The following is a 19,458-nucleotide window of genomic DNA, read 5'->3' on the forward strand; positions in this document are numbered from 1 at the left end:
ATACCATCGGCGTTCGATACGAATGCGGTCGAATGCTCGTCACTACAACCAGGGGACAGAAGTGAAACTGATCAGAACAGCTACGGTCGCGGTGGCGTTGACCGCCGCAGTAGCCACCGGAGCGGGCCAGGCCGTAGCAGACCCGTCGTCGGACACGGTGAACTACCAGACGTCGGTCAACCCGGATGGAACCGTCAAGACCATCCTCGACGCCGGCCTGTTCCGGGTCGATGCGACGAGCGAGACAGTGTCGATCATCGATCAGTCCGGTGCCACACTCGCAACGGTTCCGCTGGAATACACCATCAACGGCACGGTCTACTCGATCGCACCCCTGATCGGTGCCGAGGGTCGCGAATTGTCCTTGACTCCGCAGACTGTCCCCGTCGCCGACGTCGCGGGTCCTCGGACCAAGCAGCAGGCATTCGACAACATGGTCAACCAGCTGGCCATCGGCTGGAACAACGGCGGCGGCGTCGGCACAGCTATCGGTGCGGGCCTCGGCTTCGCCATCGGCTGCGTATCCATCTTCCCGAACTTCATTTCCGGTTGCATCATCGGAACTGTGATCGGAACCGTAGCCGGAACGGTAATCGGAATCAACAACGCCAACCCGCAGGCCCAGCCCGCGGTATTCGAGTACTTCACCACTCCGTAAGGCGCGACAAGCGTCGACAGACGCGAACGAAACGGTGGGTAGGGCGCGTGCGCCCTACCCACCGTTTTACGTTCGGCCGGTCAGCGCTCGGCGCATGGACACGGCCTTGACCATCGTTTCCTCGAACTCCTCATCGGGATCGGAGAGTGCGACGATCGCACCGCCTACCCCGTAGGTTACTTCGTGTTCGGTGGCGACAATCGTGCGGATGACGATCGAGAAGTCCGCAGTACCGGTGATCGAGAAGTAGCCGATAGCACCCGAATACACACCGCGCGGACCGTCTTCGAGCTTGTCGATGATCGCCATGGTGCGGATTTTCGGGGCGCCGGTCATGGATCCACCCGGAAACGCTGCGCGGATACAGTCGGCAGCCGACGCATCGTCGCGCAGGCGACCACGGACCGTCGACACCAATTGGTGTACGGGAGCGTAGGTTTCGACGTCGAACAACTTCGGAACGTGCACCGAACCCGGGATGCAGACCTGAGCCAGGTCGTTGCGGACCAGATCGACGATCATGAGGTTCTCGGCCTTGTCCTTCTCGTTTGCGACAAGGTCGGCTTTGAGCGCGTTGTCCTCTTCGGAAGTCGCTCCGCGCGGACGAGTTCCCTTGATCGGCTTGGATTCCACGATGCGGTCTGCGTCGATACGTAGGAAACGTTCGGGGGACGCGCTCAAGACCGAGACCTCGGGGAAATTCAAGAAGGCACTGTACGGGGTCGGGTTGATTTCCCGCATGTACGAATAGGTTGCCGCGGGGTCGATGGTGCCGGCCACCGTAGCGGTATTCGTCAGGCAGACCTCGTAGGTTTCACCGGAGCGGATTTCGGCGAGGCACTGGGAAATCAAATCGAGGTAACGGGCGCGATCGTGACGCAGTCGCGGTTCGAGTGAGTGCTCTGCACCGAGCAGAGGTGTGCCGGACGAGCCCGTGTGGGAACGGGCCGCCTCGGCGGATTGCCCGGACAATCCACGCAGTGTGGCTGTCACCGAGTCGAACCACTGCGCCAACACGGGGTCACCGGGGGTGGTGGCCAGACCCATCAGATAGAGGGTGCCGGCCTCGTGGTCGAAGACCAACGCGCGATCGGCGAAGACCATCGAGGCGTCCGGGGTGGCGGACGTGTGTACCAACTGTCCGCCGGTGTCGGCCTTCAGCTCGTAGCCGAGATATCCGACGTAGCCGAGTCCGAAAGCAAACGGAAGGTCATGGCGAGGGGGAGTGGCACGTTCACGCAATCGATCGTCGATGTAGTCGAAGAATGTGGAGTGAACGAGCTCCGTCGTACCGTCGGCACCCTGCACGGTCACCGTGGTCTCGGCGACAGAGTAGGTGATGTACTCCGCGTGTGGACCCGAGCAGTCGCCCATGACGGTGAACCTGCATTCGGGCTCGAGCGCAGCGCTGCCGTCCAGCCAGAAACTTTTCTTACCGTTGGCGTAGAGCGTCGCGAAAACCTGCTCGGGATCGAAAACTTCGTCGAGAGATCGGGTTTCGATAGTGAACATCGAATGCTGGGTACCTTCGGCACTCGATGCGCTGGACTGCGCCAACGTCAGGTCTCTGAAGTTGGCGAGCAGCTCGCGTCCGTACTCGGTGCTGATGGATTCGGGATGGAATTGCACACCCCACATCGGCTTGCTGCGATGCCGAACTGCCATCACCAGACCGTCGGGTGTCCACGCGACTTCCTCGAAGTCCGCAGGCGTCTGTGTCACGACCAGCGAGTGGTAGCGAACCACCGAGTAGGGAGACGGGATTCCGGCGAACAGGTCGACACCGGTGTGACTGATATCGGTGATTCTGCCGTGCATCGGCGTCGGTGCGAGGTCGACTCTGCCACCGAACAGATGGCACAACCCCTGGTGCCCGAGGCACACACCGAGAATCGGAAGGCCCGATTCACGGATCACCCGACTGCTGATACCGAAGTCCTGCTCGAGATCCGGGCGTCCGGGGCCGGGGGAGATGACCACGTTGTCGTAGGCACCGAAGTCCAGAGACGACCACTCGACGTCGTTCTTGACCACTGTCGGAGGGCGTCCGTTGACCTCGGCCAGAAGGCTGTACAGGTTGTAGGTGAACGAATCGTAATTGTCCACGATAAGAGTGTTGATGGTCATCGAACTGCTCTACCGTTCACTCTCGAGGCCTGAACCGGCCACCGGAGAATCGATGATCAAGTCCTCGACGCGACATGCTTCGGCAATCATCGATCGGTACAGCTCTTCGAGGAAGTCGGGGGACAGGCCGTTTGCGGATGCGAAGTCTCGAGCACGTTCGGTCACCAACCCGACACGGCCGGGTTGCATCATGGGAATGTCATGTTCTCGCTTCACGTGTGCAACTCGGACACACACATCGATGCGGTCTCGAATTGCGGCGCGCAGGACTTCGTCTATTCCGTCCAACTCACGCCTCAGCTCGGCAAGCTTCTGTTCGCCTGTTGCGCGATGACCTTCGAATGTCGCCTCGGAGACTGCTGCGCTCAGAGCATCGTTGGAGCGTTGATCAAAATCCTGGCTCACGAGTTACTGCCCCCTGCTTTTTTCGACTCCTGTGGTGGTGCATATCGGAATGCACCGACCATTGTTACGGAAGACATCGGCTATCGACGACCTGCGCGGCAATCGATGCTCGATCATGACACCTCGCGCGGTTTCACCGCCACTCAACAGTATTGGAACACGCGAGAGCGCGACGATAAACACACTTTCCTCGACCGAAACGTACGTCGAGTCGGAATAGCATAAAAAAAACTGCACCGCCGGATTGTTTCCAATCAGGCGGTGCATGCGGCGAACCTCATGCGCCGCGGCGCTTGACCTTCAGCAAATCCAAACGCTCTTTGAGGAGTTCTTCCAGCTCGTCCACCGAGCGACGCTCGAGCAGCATGTCCCAATGCGTACGCGGCGGCTTGACCTTCTTGGCCTCCGGCGCGGTTCCCTCGATCAGCGACCCTTCGAGGCCGTTGCGGCAGGCCCACGTACCGGGGATCTCTGCGTCGTCGGCGAAGGGGACGTCGAACTCCTCACCGTTGTCGCATCGGTAGCGTGCAACGCGGCGAGGTGCCAGGTCGTGATCACGATCGGTCTCGTAGCTCACGGCTCCGAGTCGGCTACCTCGAAGTACACGATCTGCCATGGTGAAGTCCTCTCCATCGATAGTAGGTACGCGAGTCCGTGTCATCCGTCGACACAGCGCTACAACCGTCTACCCACTGATCTACAACGTCGCCGCGCGTCGGTTCGTTCCCCGGGCCCATGAGCCCCGGTGCGATGCCATCGGCGCAGCTGGTGAATGCATCTTACCTTCCGGCCCCAGTAGGCTGAGCGACCATGTCCGTCAGAACTCGCCGTGACCAGACGTGCACGTGGTGCGGACGCCCTGTCGCCGACTCAGGAACAGGACGCAAGCGACGGTACTGCCGTCAGTCGTGTCGCCAGCGGGCCTACGAGCAGCGCACTGCGATGAAGGAAACCTCGATTCCCGACGATGCCATCATCTTGACGGCCGACGAGGCGTCGGCGGCGGCCGATCGAGCGTTCGAGGTCCGCTGCGCCGCCGAGGACGTCAGCACCGCGGTGACGGAAGGTGCAAACACCGCGGAGTTGCACCGCTTGTGCGTCGAATTGTTGACCAAGGCGCGCGATGCTGAGCGGCTGCGCTGAGGAGGACAACCCTGTCGAGCTGGGGTTCCATACTCGTTTGCCGACGCCGTGGACAATGGACGGGGTTCGTGCATCTGCGCGGATGAAAGAACACGAAGAGGAGCTCCATGGCGTTCTGGGATCAACTCAAGTCCAAGGCACAGGAACTGAACGGGCAGCTGCAAACCAAGACGAGCCAGTTCAAGAACAAGGAATTCGCGAACGGCAGCATGGCCATGTGCGCGCTCATCGCAGCTGCCGACGGCACCATCGATCCTGCCGAGCGTCAGAAGACGGCCGCCCTGATCGCCGGCAACGAGGCCTTGCGGGTCTTCGAATCCGACGAACTTCGACAGAAGTTCGACTGGTACTGCGACAAGCTGCAGGGTGACTTCGATTTCGGGAAAGTCGAAGCGACTGCCACTATCGGCAAGCTGAAGTCCAAGCCCGACCAGGCAAGGGCCGTCATTCAGATCGGCATCATCATCGGCGGCGCAGACGGCCATTTCGACGATCACGAGAAGGCTGCCGTCCGCAATGCTTGTTTTGCGGTGGGAATCGACCCGGCAGAGTTCGAGCTCTGAGGCGTTCCGACCGAGAGAAGACGAATATTCGATCGCAGCAACGGCGATCGGCGAAGGAGCTCCTTCGTCGATCGCCGTTGTCGTCGGAACAGCGTGCGCTGTGAATCAACCGGAATGCCGGGATACTGGGGTCACTCCGACTGCATATGCCGATGTCGTCGATCCGTTGGAGATCCGGTTGCGACCCATCAGCAGAGAGACTGTGCATGACAGTTGCCGCGATCTACCTCGTCATCGCTTTCGGCCTGGGCGGACTCGCCATGGCTGTCCGTCTACCTCCACTGGTCGGCTTCCTGGCGGCGGGCTTCGTCATCAACGCCCTCGACGTCGGCGATGTGCCTCAACTGGAGCTTGTGGCCGACCTGGGCGTCACACTGCTGCTGTTCGCTATCGGTCTGAAGCTCGACGTGCGGATTCTGTTTCGACGTGAGGTGTGGTTGGCCACCTCGGCGCACATGGTGGTCAGCGTGGCGGTCGGGACCGGTGTGTTGTGGTTGGCCACAGTCGCCGGGATGTCGATGTTGTCGGGGCAGTCTCTGACGACGATTGCTCTGCTCGCCTTCGCGATGTCGTTCTCGAGCACCGTCTTCGTGGTCAAGGTGTTGGAGGAACGGGGGGAGTCGCACGCGCTGTACGGCCGCGTGGCAATCGGCATTCTGGTGATGCAAGACATCGTTGCCGTCGTCTTTCTGACGCTCACCAGTGGGAAGCTACCGTCGATCTGGTCGCTGGGCTTGGTGCTGCTGTGGCCGCTCACCCGAATCCTTCGCAGGATCTGGAGCGGTTTGGGACACGGCGAGATGCAGTCGTTGTTCGGCATCGTGATGGCGTTGGTACCCGGGTACGTTCTGTTCTCCGAGCTCGGACTCAAAGGCGATCTCGGGGCGCTGATCATCGGGATTCTGCTGGCCTCTCATCCGGCGTCCTCCGAGTTGTCGAGATCGCTTTTCCACGTCAAGGAGTTGCTGCTGGTGGGGTTCTTCGTGTCCATCGGCCTCTCCGGTCTGCCGGACCTGCCCAGCCTCGGCATCGCCCTGTTGATGGTGCTGCTCTTACCGCTCAAGAGCATGCTCTATCTGGGCCTGTTCACGATGTTGAAACTGCGGTACCGCACGTCCGTATTGGCCGGGCTGAGCCTGATGAACTATTCCGAGTTCGGACTGATCGTCGTCTCGGTCGGTGTTGCCTCGGACCTGCTCGCACCGTCCTGGCTGGTGGAAATGTCGATTGCCGTCGCCCTGAGCTTCGTGGTGTCGTCTTTGGTCAACGGTCGAGGCCATCTGATGGTCGAGAAGATCGCGGCGCGTCTGCCGGCGCAGAACGAACACGAACTGCATCCGGAAGAACGTCCGGGTGACGCCAGTGACGCAGAGGTGGTGGTGATCGGCATGGGACGGGTGGGATTCGCCGCATATGAACGCCTCACCGACCACTATCGGCTCCGCGTCGTCGGAGTCGACTACGACGGCCCTCGGATCGAGCGGCTCGCCAACCGTGGGTACCGAGTCATCGAAGGTGATGCCACGGATCTCGATTTCTGGAATCAGCTTCGACGATCCCAGTCTGTGCGTATCGCCGTGCTGGCGATGCCGCGTCACGGTGCCAACGTCACGGCGCTGGCATGTCTGCGAGAGTCCGGATTCAGCGGCACTGTTGCTGCCGTGGCGCGCTACGACGACGAGGTGCAATGGGCCAGGGAACACGGTGTGGACATCGCATTCAACGTCTACGCCGGTGCAGGCTTGGAACTGGCGGATCAAGTCGGGAACGCGACTCCCGAATTCATCGGTGATCACATCGACTCCGAGACCGACGAGCCCCGCATGCCGGACAACACCGGATGAGCCGATGCCGATAAGGCACAGGGAAGTCGTCAGCCCGGCGCAGTGCCTCGGTAGTCGGTCTGTCTTCTGGCGCTCTTCGCGCGGTACATCTCGGCGTCGGCAGTTTGCAGCAGATGCAGTACGGCCTGTTCCGAACCTCCGATCTGCGTTTCGGTGCTTGCCGAGCCCACGCTGACCGTGAGCCCCGAAATCACTCGCCTACCGGACAATGCAGCCATCAGGGCCTCGATGCGCGGCTCCATGGTCCCCGGCTCCGCCACCGAAACACAGGCGAACTCGTCGCCGCCGAGTCTGGCGACCACCCATTCATTTGCGGTGACGGCACGCAAATGTTGCGCCAGATCCACCAGAACAGCGTCGCCGGTGTGGTGACCGAACGTGTCGTTCACGTGCTTCATACCGTCCACGTCGAGCACGACAACACTCATCTCGGCAGCTCGATCCTTCTGCGAACTCAGGAAAATCGCTTCGACCGCGGCGAAAAGCCCACGACGATTACGCAGGCCGGTCAGCGGGTCGACCAACGATTCCTGTGCACGGGAGCGCAATTCACTGACGTAGATCACCAGGATCATCGGTGCCGCGAACATGAGCAGCATGGTGAGTGAGTGAGCAGCCACGACCCACACGCTGGCGGCATCGTTCAGGGCGGCCCGCACGCACACGATCGCGAGAACGAGGACGGTTGCGGCCATGTGCATCCAATACACAAGCGGCCGCACAGCGATGACGGCGAACATGGTCACCACTGCGAACAGCACGGTGCCGCCGATGGCGGTGAGCAGATCTTGCTTGAGCAACAGGCAGGCACCGATCGATACGTCGGCATACACCACATAGGCAACGAGTGCTTTCGGCGTCGGCCACCCACCGATGAACCACCGGAGTGACACGGGAAAAGTCGTGAGGCTGACGAGCACCACGATGACGACACCGATCCCGTCGTATTCCTCGCTGGGCGCACTGAGGAGTCCGATCAGCCCGATGACGACAGTGGCGGTACCGATGAAGAATTGCGCGATTTTGACTCGCCCGGCATCGAGGTCGAGCACGACCGGATTGTCCCGTCGAGATTCGGACGGATGAACTGCCTCAGCGAAGAGTGCGCGTACCGCGATCATGAGAACCCCTGATGGAGATTGTGCGCCTCCGTGCACCGTAACCGGAAAACAGCAGCAGGATCGGACTTTCCCGATGTTCTCTTCCTCGCTCGCGCGCTGCAGAATCGTGATCGATCCCCACGAGGTTGGGACATCGACCGATCGATCAGGTACTGCCTGCGGCTCCGCCTCCTCCACCTGCGCCTCCGCCCGAAGCAACGGATCCGCTACCGCTGGACACGAACACTCCGGAGAACGAGGCCCAGGGGAGGACCACTGGGCCGCTCGCCGCGTAGTCGGCACTCGCGGGTGATGTGAAGGCTCGCAGTGGCGCGTCACTCCTCGGGTCGGTTGCGGCCTCGAGTCGTTTCCGAAAAATCGGAGCCAAGCCGAGGGCAACGATGTCGGGCAAGGCTGCGTTCAAGTCGACCGACTCGTCGTCGTCCTTGGCGGCCTGCTTCAATCCGTCGCGGTACGCCTCCCAGGGGCGAGAGGCATCGAGGCCCGCGACCGAGAACCGGGAGTACGCGATCGCCGCCGACAGTCCCGCAACGAACAGAAGTGCAGATGCCACCACCGCGACCCACATGATCGGGGCACCCGACGTCGCAACGGCGATTCCTCCGATCGCGCCGGCTCCGCCGATTACCCCCAGACCGGCCAAGGCGGACCGGCGTCGACCAGTGCCGTCCGCGACGAATCCACTGGACCGCAGTCTTACGTCCACGATGTCTTTCGTCGCGCCGGGGCCCCGCGCGATCTTTTTCAACTCGTTGCCGGTCACGACATCGTTCTCGGCACGTTCGGCGAGCATCGACCAGACCGCGTTCTGGACGTCTCCGCGGGCACGGGTTCGATCGAGAAGTCTGATCTTGACTGTTCCCTTGTCGAACTTTCCCGGTTTCTTGTCTTGCTCGAAGGTGAGCGCATCGGTGGCGGCAAGCGCCAGCACCGTCCCCGGTACGCCGCTGGGCTGCGCGCTGCGGTGTACAAGGGCGGTCGCGTAGGCGGCATCGGTGGCCTGGTCCGGTCGAACCGTGGTCGGAAGTTGTTGGGAATCGGTCGGTTTCGCGCGGCCGCGGAATACGGTGGCCACCAGGAGCAGCCCGAGAAGTGCGATCACCGAACCGGCCCACGGCAGCCATGTGGAGCCGGGACCGCCGGCGAACCTGTCCATGGCGGTCACTGGCGGACCGTTGCGAATGTCGGACCTCAAGCGGTCTATGCCTGCGGTCAGGCTGCCCGCGACGTCTCCGTCTCGCAGTGGCGGAATCAGCGCGTCCTCGACGATGGCCTCTTGTTCGTCACGAGGGACGTTGCCGTCGTCGTACGTGCTGCCGACGAAGACGCCTGCGCGAGCCTCGTCGACCTTTCCGGGCTCCCGGTTTATCAGGATCGCGCCCGCAGTGTCCTGATCGACCCCTGTAGCGGACACCCAAGTCTGCTGCAGGTCTTCGACCTGATCCAACGTGTCATCGGAATCCGCGTCGAGTTCACGGACGTACGCAATCACGTCCGCACCGGTTTCGAATTTCAAGTTCTCCAACTGACGTTGAAGGTCCGCGATCTGCGCCGGGTCCAGGGAGAAACCCGTTCGGTCGTAGACACGCTGGCCCGATGTCAGACTTTCGAAACCGGCGTCAGCGGACGAGCCGTTGGAGCAACCGACAAGGCCGAGAGCCGCGAAGAGGGCGATCAGCACGGCGGCAACTCGGCGGTTCGAGCCCCGACGACGGGATGTCTCAGCAAAGGCGTCCATCGACGAATGCTAACCAGAGTCGGTGTGCGGTAGCCAGCGCATTCGACCGAAGCGACGGTTTACATCGGGACCCGTTGAAGGTACCCGTTTCGTCACAGTGACGAAACCAATACCTGCAAGGAGCTGGGGGTGTGGGGCGAACAGAGGTATTCGATCTGTGCCGATCTCAGCGCGTCCGACGGACTCAGTCTGTCGAGAGCACCGCTTGCCGGATCCGCGGGCAAGCTTCGCAAGTACGCCGACACCACCGAGCCGCGTCACATCGCTGCGAAAGCTGGACAACGAAGGGCTGCAGCCGAATCGACAACATCGAGACCTGAGTTCAGCGAACTGCAGGTCGATGTTTTGCCGATAATCAACATTATGTCAAGTAATGCGCCGTGGGGGCTCCCTCCTGTGCAATGCGAACCGATACGAGCTTTCCCATCGCTCTGACTTCATGCGTACACATGTTTGGACAACCCGTCCGGCAACTGAACTGAGATCATCGTGATGGGTGCAGGTGGCGCGGTTCTGCTGCACTCTGGCGCTGACGTTGCGTACGACGACTCATGCCCGTTCGATGTAGATGTAGATTCTGCCGGCGGCCTCTTCGGATATGTTCCGCTGCAGAACGAATGATTGCGTAGCGAGGGTTGTGAAGACGAGTGGATACAGCACAAACGGTGATCGTGTTCTACATCGCGATCTGGGTCGGTGTGTCGGCGGTTGCGGCCATGGTCGGCAAACGAAGAGCGCTGTCTTGGGTGTCCGCTGTCGCATGGACCCTCCCTGCCGCCTGGCTGACGCTGATCGGGGCATGGATTCTTCCGGACCGCAGTGTGTTCGAGCCTGCGGCCTCGATGGCACCGTCTGAGCTGTGGCCAGTTGACCTCGCGTTGGCCGTGTGGGCGACACCCTTCGCCGTCGTAGCTGCGTGGCTGCGAAGCGGGCGAGCGATTCGTAACGCGTGCACGGTCTGTGGGATCGCTGCCGCGGCGGGCGTAGCAGTGACTCTCTTCCAGATGGAGAACCCGGACGAACTGATCTTTCTGACAACCCGAAGCGACCGGCCGCAGGTCTACGTCGTCGTTGGCTTCGCCCTCACCGTCACCGCGCTCGTTCTCGCCGCAAGCGTCGTCCGGCAGCCGGAAGCGCGTCACGTCGCACGTCTTGTCGCGGGCGCGGTCGTATTCGGGGGTGCGGGCGTGACCCTCTCCATGGGCGGTCTGGCCTGGCTCAGCTGGTTGTGCGTTGCTGCCGCAGCAGTTGCTCTGATTATCGCAGCGATCAACGCCGATCGTCTTCGCAACAACGACCTGTCTCGCGAACGATGTGAGCGTCCAATCGCAATTGCGGATCAGTAAGGCCGTTCAACTATAGGACGGCGTGCCTCGGCAAGCGGGGTCAAGAGGCGAAATCCGCTGAGCACGACTGCACTACGAGTTCGGTATTTTCGTTTCGGCGGGCTCGGTCAGAGAGCGGAATCGGATCTACGAGAAAGCGTTTCGTTCGACCGAATGTCACTCAGGCCGAAGCCGCCCGGTATTCCCCCGGTGATGAACCATCGCTGGCTCATGGTTCGATTACCAACTTTTCGATCAGCGCACCGTCCATCGTGAAGCGGTAGTGCAGATCGGCGACTCCCCCGGGGAAATTGCCTTCCAAGTGCTGAGTGACGACGACAGTCGTGCCCCTCGTGGTCGCTCCGGTGAACTCGGTTGTGTAGGTGTATTCGCTCTCACTGACCGAGGCGGTCAGCCAGGCCTCGATCTCGTCCCGGCCCGAGTGGTCGTGGCCCTCGTCGGTCACCACGGCATGTGCGGTGAACACGGACAGCGCTGGAGCGCCTTGTCGGGCGTCGAGTGCGGCCATGAATTTCTTCACGTTGTCCGGGAGTCCATCCCATTCTGTGGTCATGACACCACGGTGATGCCTCCCCCAGGGGGAAGGTCAACACCGGTCTCCATGCCGGACGCTCGCCGTCACGTGTTCTGGGAAACACTCGCCGGAATTGCCGGGACAGACCGCAGGAAGCACCGAGCGGACTCCAGCCGATCGGCGTCGTAATGATTCCACTTCGCAGCAGGCACATCCTGGCGCCCTACCTCGTCGAATCCCCGTCTGGCGAAGAAATCCGCAGCCTCGCCGCTGACGGTGACTGCGAACAGGTTCGCGATGCCCCGCTCCCGACACAGATCCATCAAACCGTCGATCAGCAGGCCTCCAGCGCCGAGACCCGAAAACTCTGCGACCGTGATCAAGCCCGACACCTCGCCGAATCCCGTTCCGTCGTATCGGTCGACCTCGAGTCCGACGATGCCGGCCAGATGTCCGGTGCGTAGGACCCGGGCACCGAGCCCACCGGCAGCCATCCTCGCAATCTCGATCCGGCTACGGCGCTTGAGAACCCCTTCTCTAACTCCCTGCGCGACCAGTGCCTCGATTGCTGGAAAATCGTCCACCTGAAGCGAGGCCAAGTGAAGATATCGCCCCTGGGTCAGGACGGTACCTCGGCCGTCGAAGGTGAACAGCTCGAACTCGAGATCCTCTGCACGGCAGAGGTTCACGCTGTAGGCACCGCCTGCGAGAGCTACCTGCGCGGCGTGCGGAAAATCGTCCAGGCCGCGTTGAGCCAAATGACGGGACAGACGCTCGCGGTGCACGTCGATATCCGCGAAGCTACGAGGCGGAGTCCCCCAGCCGCCGCCCGGGTCGGTCAGCACCATCTTCGATGCCCGGACGCTTGCCGCGACCGCCCCGGCTGTGCGTGCGACATCGGAAGCCTCGGTCCCAATCACGACGCATTCCGAGTCAGCGATAGCGAGCCACAGACGGGCCACTTCCTCGCCGGTCCACGCCGTCGAACCGTCCATGGACAGACCACCGACCGCAGTAGTGGCTTCCGACATGTATTCGGACGGAACGACGAATATGAATCGCGTATCCCCTGAGCCGAACTCACCCACTGTGCGGCTGACCGCGTCCAGACCAGCGGCGCTCACGACGGGTAATGCGACCACGATGGTGACGCCGCGGAACTCTTCGATGAAGAAGTCTCGCTCGGATACAGGCACACCGCTGGACGTCAGTTCGACTGCTGCCTCGAGCGGTGCAATCCGTCTCGTCCTCGCTGTGCGCGGCTTCGCGCGCAAGTCGTCGTTCGCCATGATTGCTTCAGTCTGAACTGTTCCCATCGCGCCCCGCAACGCGGCCGAAACTCCGGAGCCGTGTACGCGGCGGCAAGAATAACCTCTCGACCACTACTCCCCTGCGCCCGACGGTCTCCTGGACGAGCTCGCATCGAATTCAGACAACGTCGACCATTACGTCGACGACGTCACGAAGATGCACAGACCAGGTTGGCCGATCAAACACCTCGGTCGGGGAACGGTCGACACTCATCGTCGTGGCAATCGTGCACACGGACTGCGCCCGCCGAATAGCATTGGCCCTGTGCCGCTTGGATGACGAGCAGGTGGATCGGAGGACCGGTGAACGATCTCACGGGCGATCCGGTGAGCCTTCGGTCGTTTCTCGATCGATTTCCGGACTTCGTTTCCCTGTCCGACTTCTCGGGAAAGATCCTGTACATCAATCCTGCCGGCTTGGAACTGATCGGATCGACGAGCCTTTCCGCTGTAATGGAATTGAGAACGCTCGAACTCCTCACCCCGGGTGGGCTCGATCTCGCGGCAGATATCGGTGCCGGTCTGCGCGCCGACGGCAAATGGGAGGGCTACTGCGAATTACGCCATCAGGTGAGCGGTGCAGAAATTCCGGTGATGGTTACCGCCTATTCGATCGATTCCGACGACGGCGGGCCCAACTTGATTGCTTCCACCATTCGCCATCGTCACACCGTCGAACAGCGCAACGCTCGGATGGCCGCTGATGCACTCGTCGCGGGTCGGCATGCCCGCGAGCAGAAGGCTCTGGCCGAGCTCAGCAGATTCGCCGTCATCGCCGACCTACCGACACTGCTCACTGCCGCCACCGACACCGCAGCAACCCTGATCGGTGTCGGAAATTCGGCAATCGCCCATCTCGAACAACCCGACGATCCTTATCTGACCATGGACGCCGCAAGCGGTGTACTCGGCAAACGGCGTGACGTTCCAGCCGGAGACGGTTCGTTGATGGGATACGTCCTGGCGAGCTCCGAGCCCGCTGTGTGCAACGACCGCACAATGGAGACTCGTTTTCGTACCGAGACGATGGCTGCTTTCGGACTCCGCAGCGGAGTGGCAGTTCCGATCTTCGACGTCACCGGCGACGCGTGGGGAGTGCTCTCGATCCACAGCGTGGAGGACCGCCTCTACCGCGACGAGGAAGTGTCGTTTCTCGGTTCCGTCGCCGGGATCGTGTCCGCGGCGGTTCGAAGAATCGATCTGGAACACCAGCTGAGACGACGCAGTACCCACGACGACCTCACCGGTCTACCGAACCGCACGCTGGCCTACGACGTCATCGACGCTGCGCTTGCCCGCGCCCGTCGACAGGTCGGCACCGTCGCGCTGTTGTTGCTCGATATCGACGACTTCAAGATCATCAACGACAGCCTGGGCCACGACGCAGGCGACCGCGCGCTGGTCGCATTCGTCGACCGACTGGCCTCGGCAATCCGCGAAGCCGACACCGTCGCCCGCCTGGGCGGAGACGAATTCCTGATCGTCTGTGAGGGCGTGGACAGCGTCGAGCATGCGGAAGAACTCGCGCGGCACATCTCTACGTCGATCGCGGTGCCGTTTTCTGCCGTCGACGTTCCGATCCCGCTCAGCGCGAGTATCGGCATAGCTGTCTCCGACCGAGATTCGACGCGACAGGAGCTCATTCACCGGGCGGACCTTGCCATGTACCGCGCAAAAGACAGCGGTACCGGCGGCCATGCCGTCTTCGATCCAACCGATCTGTACGACGCCGATCGCATCAGATCGCTCTCGATAGATCTCAGGGCAGCCCTGAAAGCGAACGAACTCACGCTGGCCTTTCAACCGCTGGTGGAGATCGCGACTCGGAAGATCGTTGCGGTCGAGGCACTCGCCCGCTGGAATCACCACCTCCTCGGACCGATCGAACCCAGCGAATTCGTCGGTGTCGCCGAGAGAACCGGCCTTGCAACACCATTGGGCACCTGGGCACTCCGAACCGCATGCGCGGCTGCGGCACGGTGGCGAGCGTTCTCGGACATCGTCGTTCGCGTCAATGTCAGCGCACTCCAACTGCGCGATCCAAACTTCCCGAAAGAGGTTGCATCTGTCCTGGCAGACACGGGACTTCCCGCTTTCGCCCTCGGCTTGGAAGTCACCGAAACCGTCTGGGTCGCAGACACCGAACGCGTCGCCGACACCGTCTCCACGCTGCACTCGATGGGTGTCACTCTGCTGCTCGACGACATGGGGAAGGGACACAGCTCCATGTCGTATCTCGACCGCTATCCCATGTTCGAGAGTTTCAAGATCGACCGGTCGTACATCGCCCGACTGCCGGCCCCCCGCGCCTGCGCCATCATCTCGGCTATCGTCGCGCTCGCCCGGGCATTCGATGTAACCGTCGTCGGAGAAGGGGTCGAGACCGAAGACCAACTCGAGGCGTTGGCCGCCGCGGGATGCGATTTCGCACAAGGTTTCCTGTTGGGACGACCGGTCGACGCCGGCGCAATCGCAGATCTGCTGCTCGCCGATTCTTGAGGCGATGGATTGGGAAGGCGACGATTACCTCTTCCCCTTTCAATTTATAGCGCACCCCCGGTCTTGCGGCAAGACCCCGTACAGGGCTCAGAATGGCTCGCTGTAGTAGCGAATCAGCCGATCGGAGTCCTGTGAAACCTGAATACCCACCCGTCTTCGACTTGCCAAAAGCTCTTGCCCGCAAGCGCGATCCAGAATTGATCGGTCATGACCAGCAACACTTTTCGGCAATCCGTTCGAGTATCGAGACGTCTCGAACCGACACGGCGGATCGCCTGAACACCATCCAGAAGTCGTCGGGCCGGATGGGACAAGAGGTGATGGAGCGTGACTTCGAGATCCACAGATTGAACGGACGACTGCGTTCCCTCCGTCGGTACGGCATCGACCTGTGCCTGGGACGAGTGGTCCCCTCCGGCTCCGACGAGCCGGTGTACATCGGGCGCCTCGGACTGTTGGGGAACTCGGGTGAGCAACTTCTGGTGGACTGGCGCTCCCCCGCTGCCGAGCCATTTTTCGGTGCGACCCACGCGAACCCCATGGGGCTCGCGAGTCGCCGACGCTACCGATGGACGAACGGCCTCATCACCGATTACTGGGACGAGGTGTTCGACTCGACGGAGCTCGAAACCGATGCGGCGCTCGACGATCAGTCGGCATTCATCGCCACCTTGGGTGCCGATAGGTCGGCACGGATGCGAGACGTGCTCGGCACCGTGCAAGCAGATCAAGACGCGATCATTCGAGCCGATGCGCACGGAGCTCTCGTCGTCGACGGTGGGCCGGGAACCGGCAAAACGGTTGTTGCTCTTCACCGTACCGCCTATCTCCTCTACTCGGATTCCCGTATCGGCCACAACCGGGGCGGAGTGTTGTTCGTCGGCCCGCACGAGCCGTACCTCGCCTATGTCTCCGACGTCCTGCCGAGTCTCGGTGAAGACGGGGTACACACCTGCACCCTCCGCGACCTCGTTACGGAAGGAACGAACGCAGCAGAGGAGGCCGATCCCGTTGTGGTGCAACTCAAGTCCACCCTCGGTATGGTCGACGCAATAGAGGCAGCCGTCGCATTCTACGAGCAACCGCCCACCCGGACCATGATTGTGGAAACAGAATGGGCCGATCTGAAACTCACCCCGGACGATTGGATCGAAGCCTTCGGGGCAGCCGACGCCGATACTCCGCACAACGAGGCCCGTGAACAGATCTGGGACCTGCTCCTCACCATTCTCGCGGAGCGATACAGCGGTGAGGAGTCCACCCACGAAATACGACAGTCTTTGCAGCGCAACAAGTATCTACGTCGGACTCTCGAAAGATCCTGGACAATAATTGATGCTGCCGACCTGGTGGCCGACTTGTGGAGCGTGCCGGCATATCTCCGTCGATGTGCACCCTGGCTCAGTGGCGAGCAGGTGCGTGCGCTGCAACGAACCGATCCGACACGATGGACACTTGCCGATCTACCATTGCTCGATGCCGCGCGCATGCGGCTCGGAGATCCCGAGTACGCGCGTCGCACGCAGCGCCGAGACGCGGCCTCGGCACTCGAGAGGACGCGGATGGATCGCGTCGTCGACGAACTCATGGCCGCCGACGACGACGAGATGATGGCTGCACAGCTCCGCCAAGACGGGATTCGCGATGCGCTCGTCGATCGAGCCGGGTTCGAGGACGTCCCCATCGACCCACTGGCCGGTCCGTTCGCGCATATCGTCGTCGACGAAGCCCAAGAGCTGACCGACGCGCAATGGCAGATGGTCAGGCGACGCAGTCCCTCGGGAAGTGTCACGGTTGTCGGAGACCGTGCGCAGTCGCGTCGGGGATTCTCCGAATCCTGGCTCGAACGGCTCGGACGAGTGGGGATCGACCGGATCGACATTGCCACCCTGAGCGTCAACTATCGCACGCCGCTCGAAGTGATGGCGGTGGCCGAGCCGGTGATCCGAGCGGTGTTGCCGGACGCCAACGTCCCGGTATCGATTCGCAGCAGCGGAGTGCCTGTCGAGTACGGCAACTCAGCAGATCTGTTGTCGATCCTGGAAAGGTGGATGGAGTCGAACGCGAACGGAATCGGCTGTGTCATAGGCGATCCTGCATTCTCGGGATCGGAACGCATACGCTCACTGTCGCCGCAACTGACGAAGGGACTGGAATTCGACCTGGTGGTTCTCGTCGACCCGGAGTCGTTCGGGTCCGGAATCGCTGGTGCCGTCGACCGGTATGTGGCAATGACGCGGGCAACGGGACAGCTGGTCGTTCTGACCTAATGGCCCGAGGCCGAGTGCAGCACGTCGAGCACCGCGTGAATTGCCGGGCTCGCATCCGCGCTGCTCCTCCAAGCGGCGTGCACCTCACGCGTGGGAATGCGTGCAGGTGGAACAGCAACGAGACCGGCAGTGAGGACCGGACGGGCGAGACGAGGAACGAGCGCAAGAACATCGTCCCCTTCGACCAGTGCCAGCTGGGTGGAGAAGTCGTCGACGAGATGGCGGACATCGACCTCGGTGGGCGTCTCGGCGAACAACCGACGAAACCATTGATGACACACGGTTCCCGCTGGGCTGGTCACCCACGGGTAGCGGGCGAGGTCGGCATGGGTCGGTGCACGCCCGAGCCCTGCAAGTGGGTGGCTCCGCTTCATGATCACATCGCCGTGATCGGTGTGGATCGGTCGCCGGACAATCGAGGGCGGTGCGGCCGCTGGTACACCATCGGCGTCGTGCACCAGTGCCAAATCCGCGGCACCGGCGTGGACGCTGTGCAGGGCGCGATCGGGATCTTCCTCGCTGATGCGGACGCTCAGGTCGGGATACCGCCGGTACAGGTTGCTCAGCGCAGGTGCCACCAGACCGCGAAGGGCAGTCGAGAATCCGACGAGGCGAACGACTCCACGGGCGACGCCCTCATCCGCGGAGCGTGCCGATTCGACGCAGCGCTCCAAAGCCTCGAATACATCGTCTGCGGAATCGACCACCGCTCGGCCGGCGGGGGTGAGTACGACGCCTCGGCCGGCCTGCGCCAGAACCGATGTCCCGATCTGCCGTTCGAGTCGTTTTATCTGCTGGGAAATCGCCGACGAGGTGTACCCGAGTTCGTCGGCCGCTCTGGCAAGAGTGCCGAATGCAGCTACTGCCCGCAGAGCGTGAAGTGCACTCACATCGATCATGAAGCAACACTACGCAATAGTGCCGATAATCCATCGCTGGACCGTAGGTGTCGGACGGGCCACACTCACCTGGTGACCACCACCGCGCCTTCTTCCTCGTCGATCTTCGGTACCAATCTCGTCGCCATGGCGACCCCGATGCACTCCTCCGGAGAAGTCGACCGAAACGGTGTCGATCACCTGCTCACGCATCTGGCGTCCAACGGTTGCGACGGAGTCGTCGTCGCCGGCACCACCGGAGAAGCGCCGACTCTGACGTCCCACGAAATATCGGCGCTGATCACGTCGGCACGGGCGCACTCGAACCACGCTCTTCGGGTGATCGCCGGAGTCGGTACCAACGACACTGCAGCAGGGACGGACATGGCTCGGTCCGCTGCGGCGGCCGGGGCCGACGCACTTCTGATCAGCGCACCCCATTATTCGCGCCCCACCCAGGCAGGAATCGCGACACACATCGTCGACATCGCGGAGGCCGGTGGGCTTCCCGTCATGGTGTACGACGTTCCGGCGCGCACAGGTGTCGCGATCGAGCAGGCGACGTTGATCGAACTGTCCCGGCACCCCGCAATCGGAGCCGTCAAAGACGCAAAGGGTGATCTCTACGAAGCCATGACCGTCATGGCGTCGACGGATCTTGCCTACTACTGCGGAATCGACGAGCTTGCCCTGCCCTATCTCTGCTGTGGCGCAACGGGTTTGGTGAGCGTCACCGGAAACGTCGTGGCCGCCCGGTACGCGCGGATGATCGATGCCGTCCGAACCGGCGACCTGGATCTGGCGAATGCGATACAGCGGTCTCTGTTGCCGCTGACCGACGCCGTCATGCGCACTACCCAGGGTGCCATCATGGCCAAGGCGGCACTGGTCAGGATCGGTGTACTGCCCAACGCAGCCGTCCGTCGTCCACTCCTCGAGTCATCTGCAACGGAGCTGAGGCGATTGGACGAAGCGCTGTGCGGCACCGGAATCGATCAGGAATCGAGAAGCGTGGGCGTCCCGGTACGACTAGCCTGACTGC

General features: G+C 62.1%; 16 protein-coding genes. 8 read left to right on the forward strand and 8 right to left on the reverse strand.

The window, feature by feature from the left end; genetic code table 11:
* Positions 1–61: 61 nt before the first annotated feature.
* Positions 62–658, forward strand: a complete 597-nt coding sequence (locus ASG84_RS23255) for a hypothetical protein (RefSeq protein WP_156399681.1) — start codon at positions 62–64, stop codon at positions 656–658.
* A gap of 66 nt (positions 659–724) precedes the next feature.
* Here the strand turns inward: ASG84_RS23255 and pabB are convergent, their stop codons facing one another.
* From pabB to ASG84_RS23270, 3 genes are all read right to left on the reverse strand, one after another.
* Positions 725–2,785, reverse strand: a complete 2,061-nt coding sequence (gene pabB / locus ASG84_RS23260; protein WP_057479358.1) for an aminodeoxychorismate synthase component I — start codon at positions 2,783–2,785, stop codon at positions 725–727.
* A gap of 9 nt (positions 2,786–2,794) precedes the next feature.
* Positions 2,795–3,190, reverse strand: coding sequence for a chorismate mutase family protein (locus tag ASG84_RS23265; protein WP_235581804.1), 396 nt, complete (start codon positions 3,188–3,190; stop codon positions 2,795–2,797).
* 277 nt (positions 3,191–3,467) lie between these two features.
* Positions 3,468–3,806, reverse strand: a complete 339-nt coding sequence (locus tag ASG84_RS23270) for an RNA polymerase-binding protein RbpA (protein WP_027497120.1) — start codon at positions 3,804–3,806, stop codon at positions 3,468–3,470.
* A 194-nt stretch (positions 3,807–4,000) separates the two neighbouring features.
* Between ASG84_RS23270 and ASG84_RS23275 the strand changes: the two genes are divergently transcribed.
* The 3 genes from ASG84_RS23275 to ASG84_RS23285 all read left to right on the forward strand — a co-directional run bounded on the left by ASG84_RS23275 (position 4,001) and on the right by ASG84_RS23285 (position 6,740).
* Complete coding sequence (locus ASG84_RS23275; RefSeq protein ID WP_057479359.1) at positions 4,001–4,333, forward strand: hypothetical protein; 333 nt, start codon at positions 4,001–4,003, stop codon at positions 4,331–4,333.
* Positions 4,334–4,440: 107 nt separating this feature from the next.
* Entirely contained in the window at positions 4,441–4,896 is a 456-nt protein-coding gene (locus ASG84_RS23280) for a tellurite resistance TerB family protein (protein ID WP_027497122.1), read from the forward strand.
* A 206-nt stretch (positions 4,897–5,102) separates the two neighbouring features.
* Positions 5,103–6,740 carry a cation:proton antiporter family protein gene (locus ASG84_RS23285; RefSeq protein WP_057479360.1) on the forward strand — a complete coding sequence of 546 codons (1,638 nt, stop codon included), beginning with the start codon at positions 5,103–5,105 and terminating at the stop codon, positions 6,738–6,740.
* A gap of 29 nt (positions 6,741–6,769) precedes the next feature.
* Here the strand turns inward: ASG84_RS23285 and ASG84_RS23290 are convergent, their stop codons facing one another.
* Positions 6,770–7,861 carry a GGDEF domain-containing protein gene (locus tag ASG84_RS23290; RefSeq protein ID WP_156399682.1) on the reverse strand — a complete coding sequence of 364 codons (1,092 nt, stop codon included), beginning with the start codon at positions 7,859–7,861 and terminating at the stop codon, positions 6,770–6,772.
* A gap of 145 nt (positions 7,862–8,006) precedes the next feature.
* Positions 8,007–9,599 carry a TPM domain-containing protein gene (locus ASG84_RS23295; RefSeq protein WP_082521170.1) on the reverse strand — a complete coding sequence of 531 codons (1,593 nt, stop codon included), beginning with the start codon at positions 9,597–9,599 and terminating at the stop codon, positions 8,007–8,009.
* A 647-nt stretch (positions 9,600–10,246) separates the two neighbouring features.
* Between ASG84_RS23295 and ASG84_RS23300 the strand changes: the two genes are divergently transcribed.
* Positions 10,247–10,945, forward strand: a complete 699-nt coding sequence (locus ASG84_RS23300; RefSeq protein ID WP_057479363.1) for a hypothetical protein — start codon at positions 10,247–10,249, stop codon at positions 10,943–10,945.
* A gap of 208 nt (positions 10,946–11,153) precedes the next feature.
* Here the strand turns inward: ASG84_RS23300 and ASG84_RS23305 are convergent, their stop codons facing one another.
* Both ASG84_RS23305 and ASG84_RS23310 read right to left on the reverse strand, forming a co-directional pair.
* Complete coding sequence (locus ASG84_RS23305) at positions 11,154–11,498, reverse strand: nuclear transport factor 2 family protein (protein ID WP_057479364.1); 345 nt, start codon at positions 11,496–11,498, stop codon at positions 11,154–11,156.
* 65 nt (positions 11,499–11,563) lie between these two features.
* Positions 11,564–12,748, reverse strand: a complete 1,185-nt coding sequence (locus ASG84_RS23310) for a GNAT family N-acetyltransferase (protein WP_057479529.1) — start codon at positions 12,746–12,748, stop codon at positions 11,564–11,566.
* A gap of 324 nt (positions 12,749–13,072) precedes the next feature.
* Between ASG84_RS23310 and ASG84_RS23315 the strand changes: the two genes are divergently transcribed.
* Both ASG84_RS23315 and helR read left to right on the forward strand, forming a co-directional pair.
* Entirely contained in the window at positions 13,073–15,268 is a 2,196-nt protein-coding gene (locus ASG84_RS23315) for a sensor domain-containing protein (protein ID WP_057479530.1), read from the forward strand.
* Between the two features lie 92 nt (positions 15,269–15,360).
* Positions 15,361–17,538, forward strand: coding sequence for an RNA polymerase recycling motor ATPase HelR (gene helR / locus ASG84_RS23320; protein WP_268793504.1), 2,178 nt, complete (start codon positions 15,361–15,363; stop codon positions 17,536–17,538).
* Here helR and ASG84_RS23325 read toward each other — a convergent pair.
* The gene (locus tag ASG84_RS23325; RefSeq protein ID WP_057479366.1) at positions 17,535–18,437 is read right to left on the reverse strand and encodes a LysR family transcriptional regulator; all 903 of its coding nucleotides are present in this window, start codon (positions 18,435–18,437) and stop codon (positions 17,535–17,537) included. The genes helR and ASG84_RS23325 overlap by 4 nt on opposite strands.
* Before the next feature lie 72 nt (positions 18,438–18,509).
* Between ASG84_RS23325 and dapA the strand changes: the two genes are divergently transcribed.
* A complete protein-coding gene (gene dapA / locus ASG84_RS23330) occupies positions 18,510–19,454 on the forward strand; it encodes a 4-hydroxy-tetrahydrodipicolinate synthase (RefSeq protein WP_235581806.1) in 945 nt (314 codons plus the stop codon).
* Positions 19,455–19,458: the final 4 nt, after the last annotated feature.

It is taken from the genome of Rhodococcus sp. Leaf278, from assembly GCF_001426085.1.
Classification (GTDB): domain Bacteria; phylum Actinomycetota; class Actinomycetes; order Mycobacteriales; family Mycobacteriaceae; genus Rhodococcoides.

What these genes read in the sequence shown, in the direction of transcription:
- ASG84_RS23285 (WP_057479360.1), top strand. Translation starts at nt 5,103, where the DNA reads ATGACAGTTGCCGCGATCTACCTCGTCATCGCTTTCGGCCTGGGCGGA.
- ASG84_RS23310 (WP_057479529.1), bottom strand. Translation starts at nt 12,748, where the DNA reads ATGGCGAACGACGACTTGCGCGCGAAGCCGCGCACAGCGAGGACGAGA.
- ASG84_RS23290 (WP_156399682.1), bottom strand. Translation starts at nt 7,861, where the DNA reads ATGATCGCGGTACGCGCACTCTTCGCTGAGGCAGTTCATCCGTCCGAA.
- ASG84_RS23270 (WP_027497120.1), bottom strand. Translation starts at nt 3,806, where the DNA reads ATGGCAGATCGTGTACTTCGAGGTAGCCGACTCGGAGCCGTGAGCTAC.
- ASG84_RS23295 (WP_082521170.1), bottom strand. Translation starts at nt 9,599, where the DNA reads ATGGACGCCTTTGCTGAGACATCCCGTCGTCGGGGCTCGAACCGCCGA.
- pabB (WP_057479358.1), bottom strand. Translation starts at nt 2,785, where the DNA reads ATGACCATCAACACTCTTATCGTGGACAATTACGATTCGTTCACCTAC.
- ASG84_RS23275 (WP_057479359.1), top strand. Translation starts at nt 4,001, where the DNA reads ATGTCCGTCAGAACTCGCCGTGACCAGACGTGCACGTGGTGCGGACGC.
- ASG84_RS23325 (WP_057479366.1), bottom strand. Translation starts at nt 18,437, where the DNA reads ATGATCGATGTGAGTGCACTTCACGCTCTGCGGGCAGTAGCTGCATTC.
- ASG84_RS23280 (WP_027497122.1), top strand. Translation starts at nt 4,441, where the DNA reads ATGGCGTTCTGGGATCAACTCAAGTCCAAGGCACAGGAACTGAACGGG.
- helR (WP_268793504.1), top strand. Translation starts at nt 15,361, where the DNA reads ATGGCTCGCTGTAGTAGCGAATCAGCCGATCGGAGTCCTGTGAAACCT.
- ASG84_RS23305 (WP_057479364.1), bottom strand. Translation starts at nt 11,498, where the DNA reads ATGACCACAGAATGGGATGGACTCCCGGACAACGTGAAGAAATTCATG.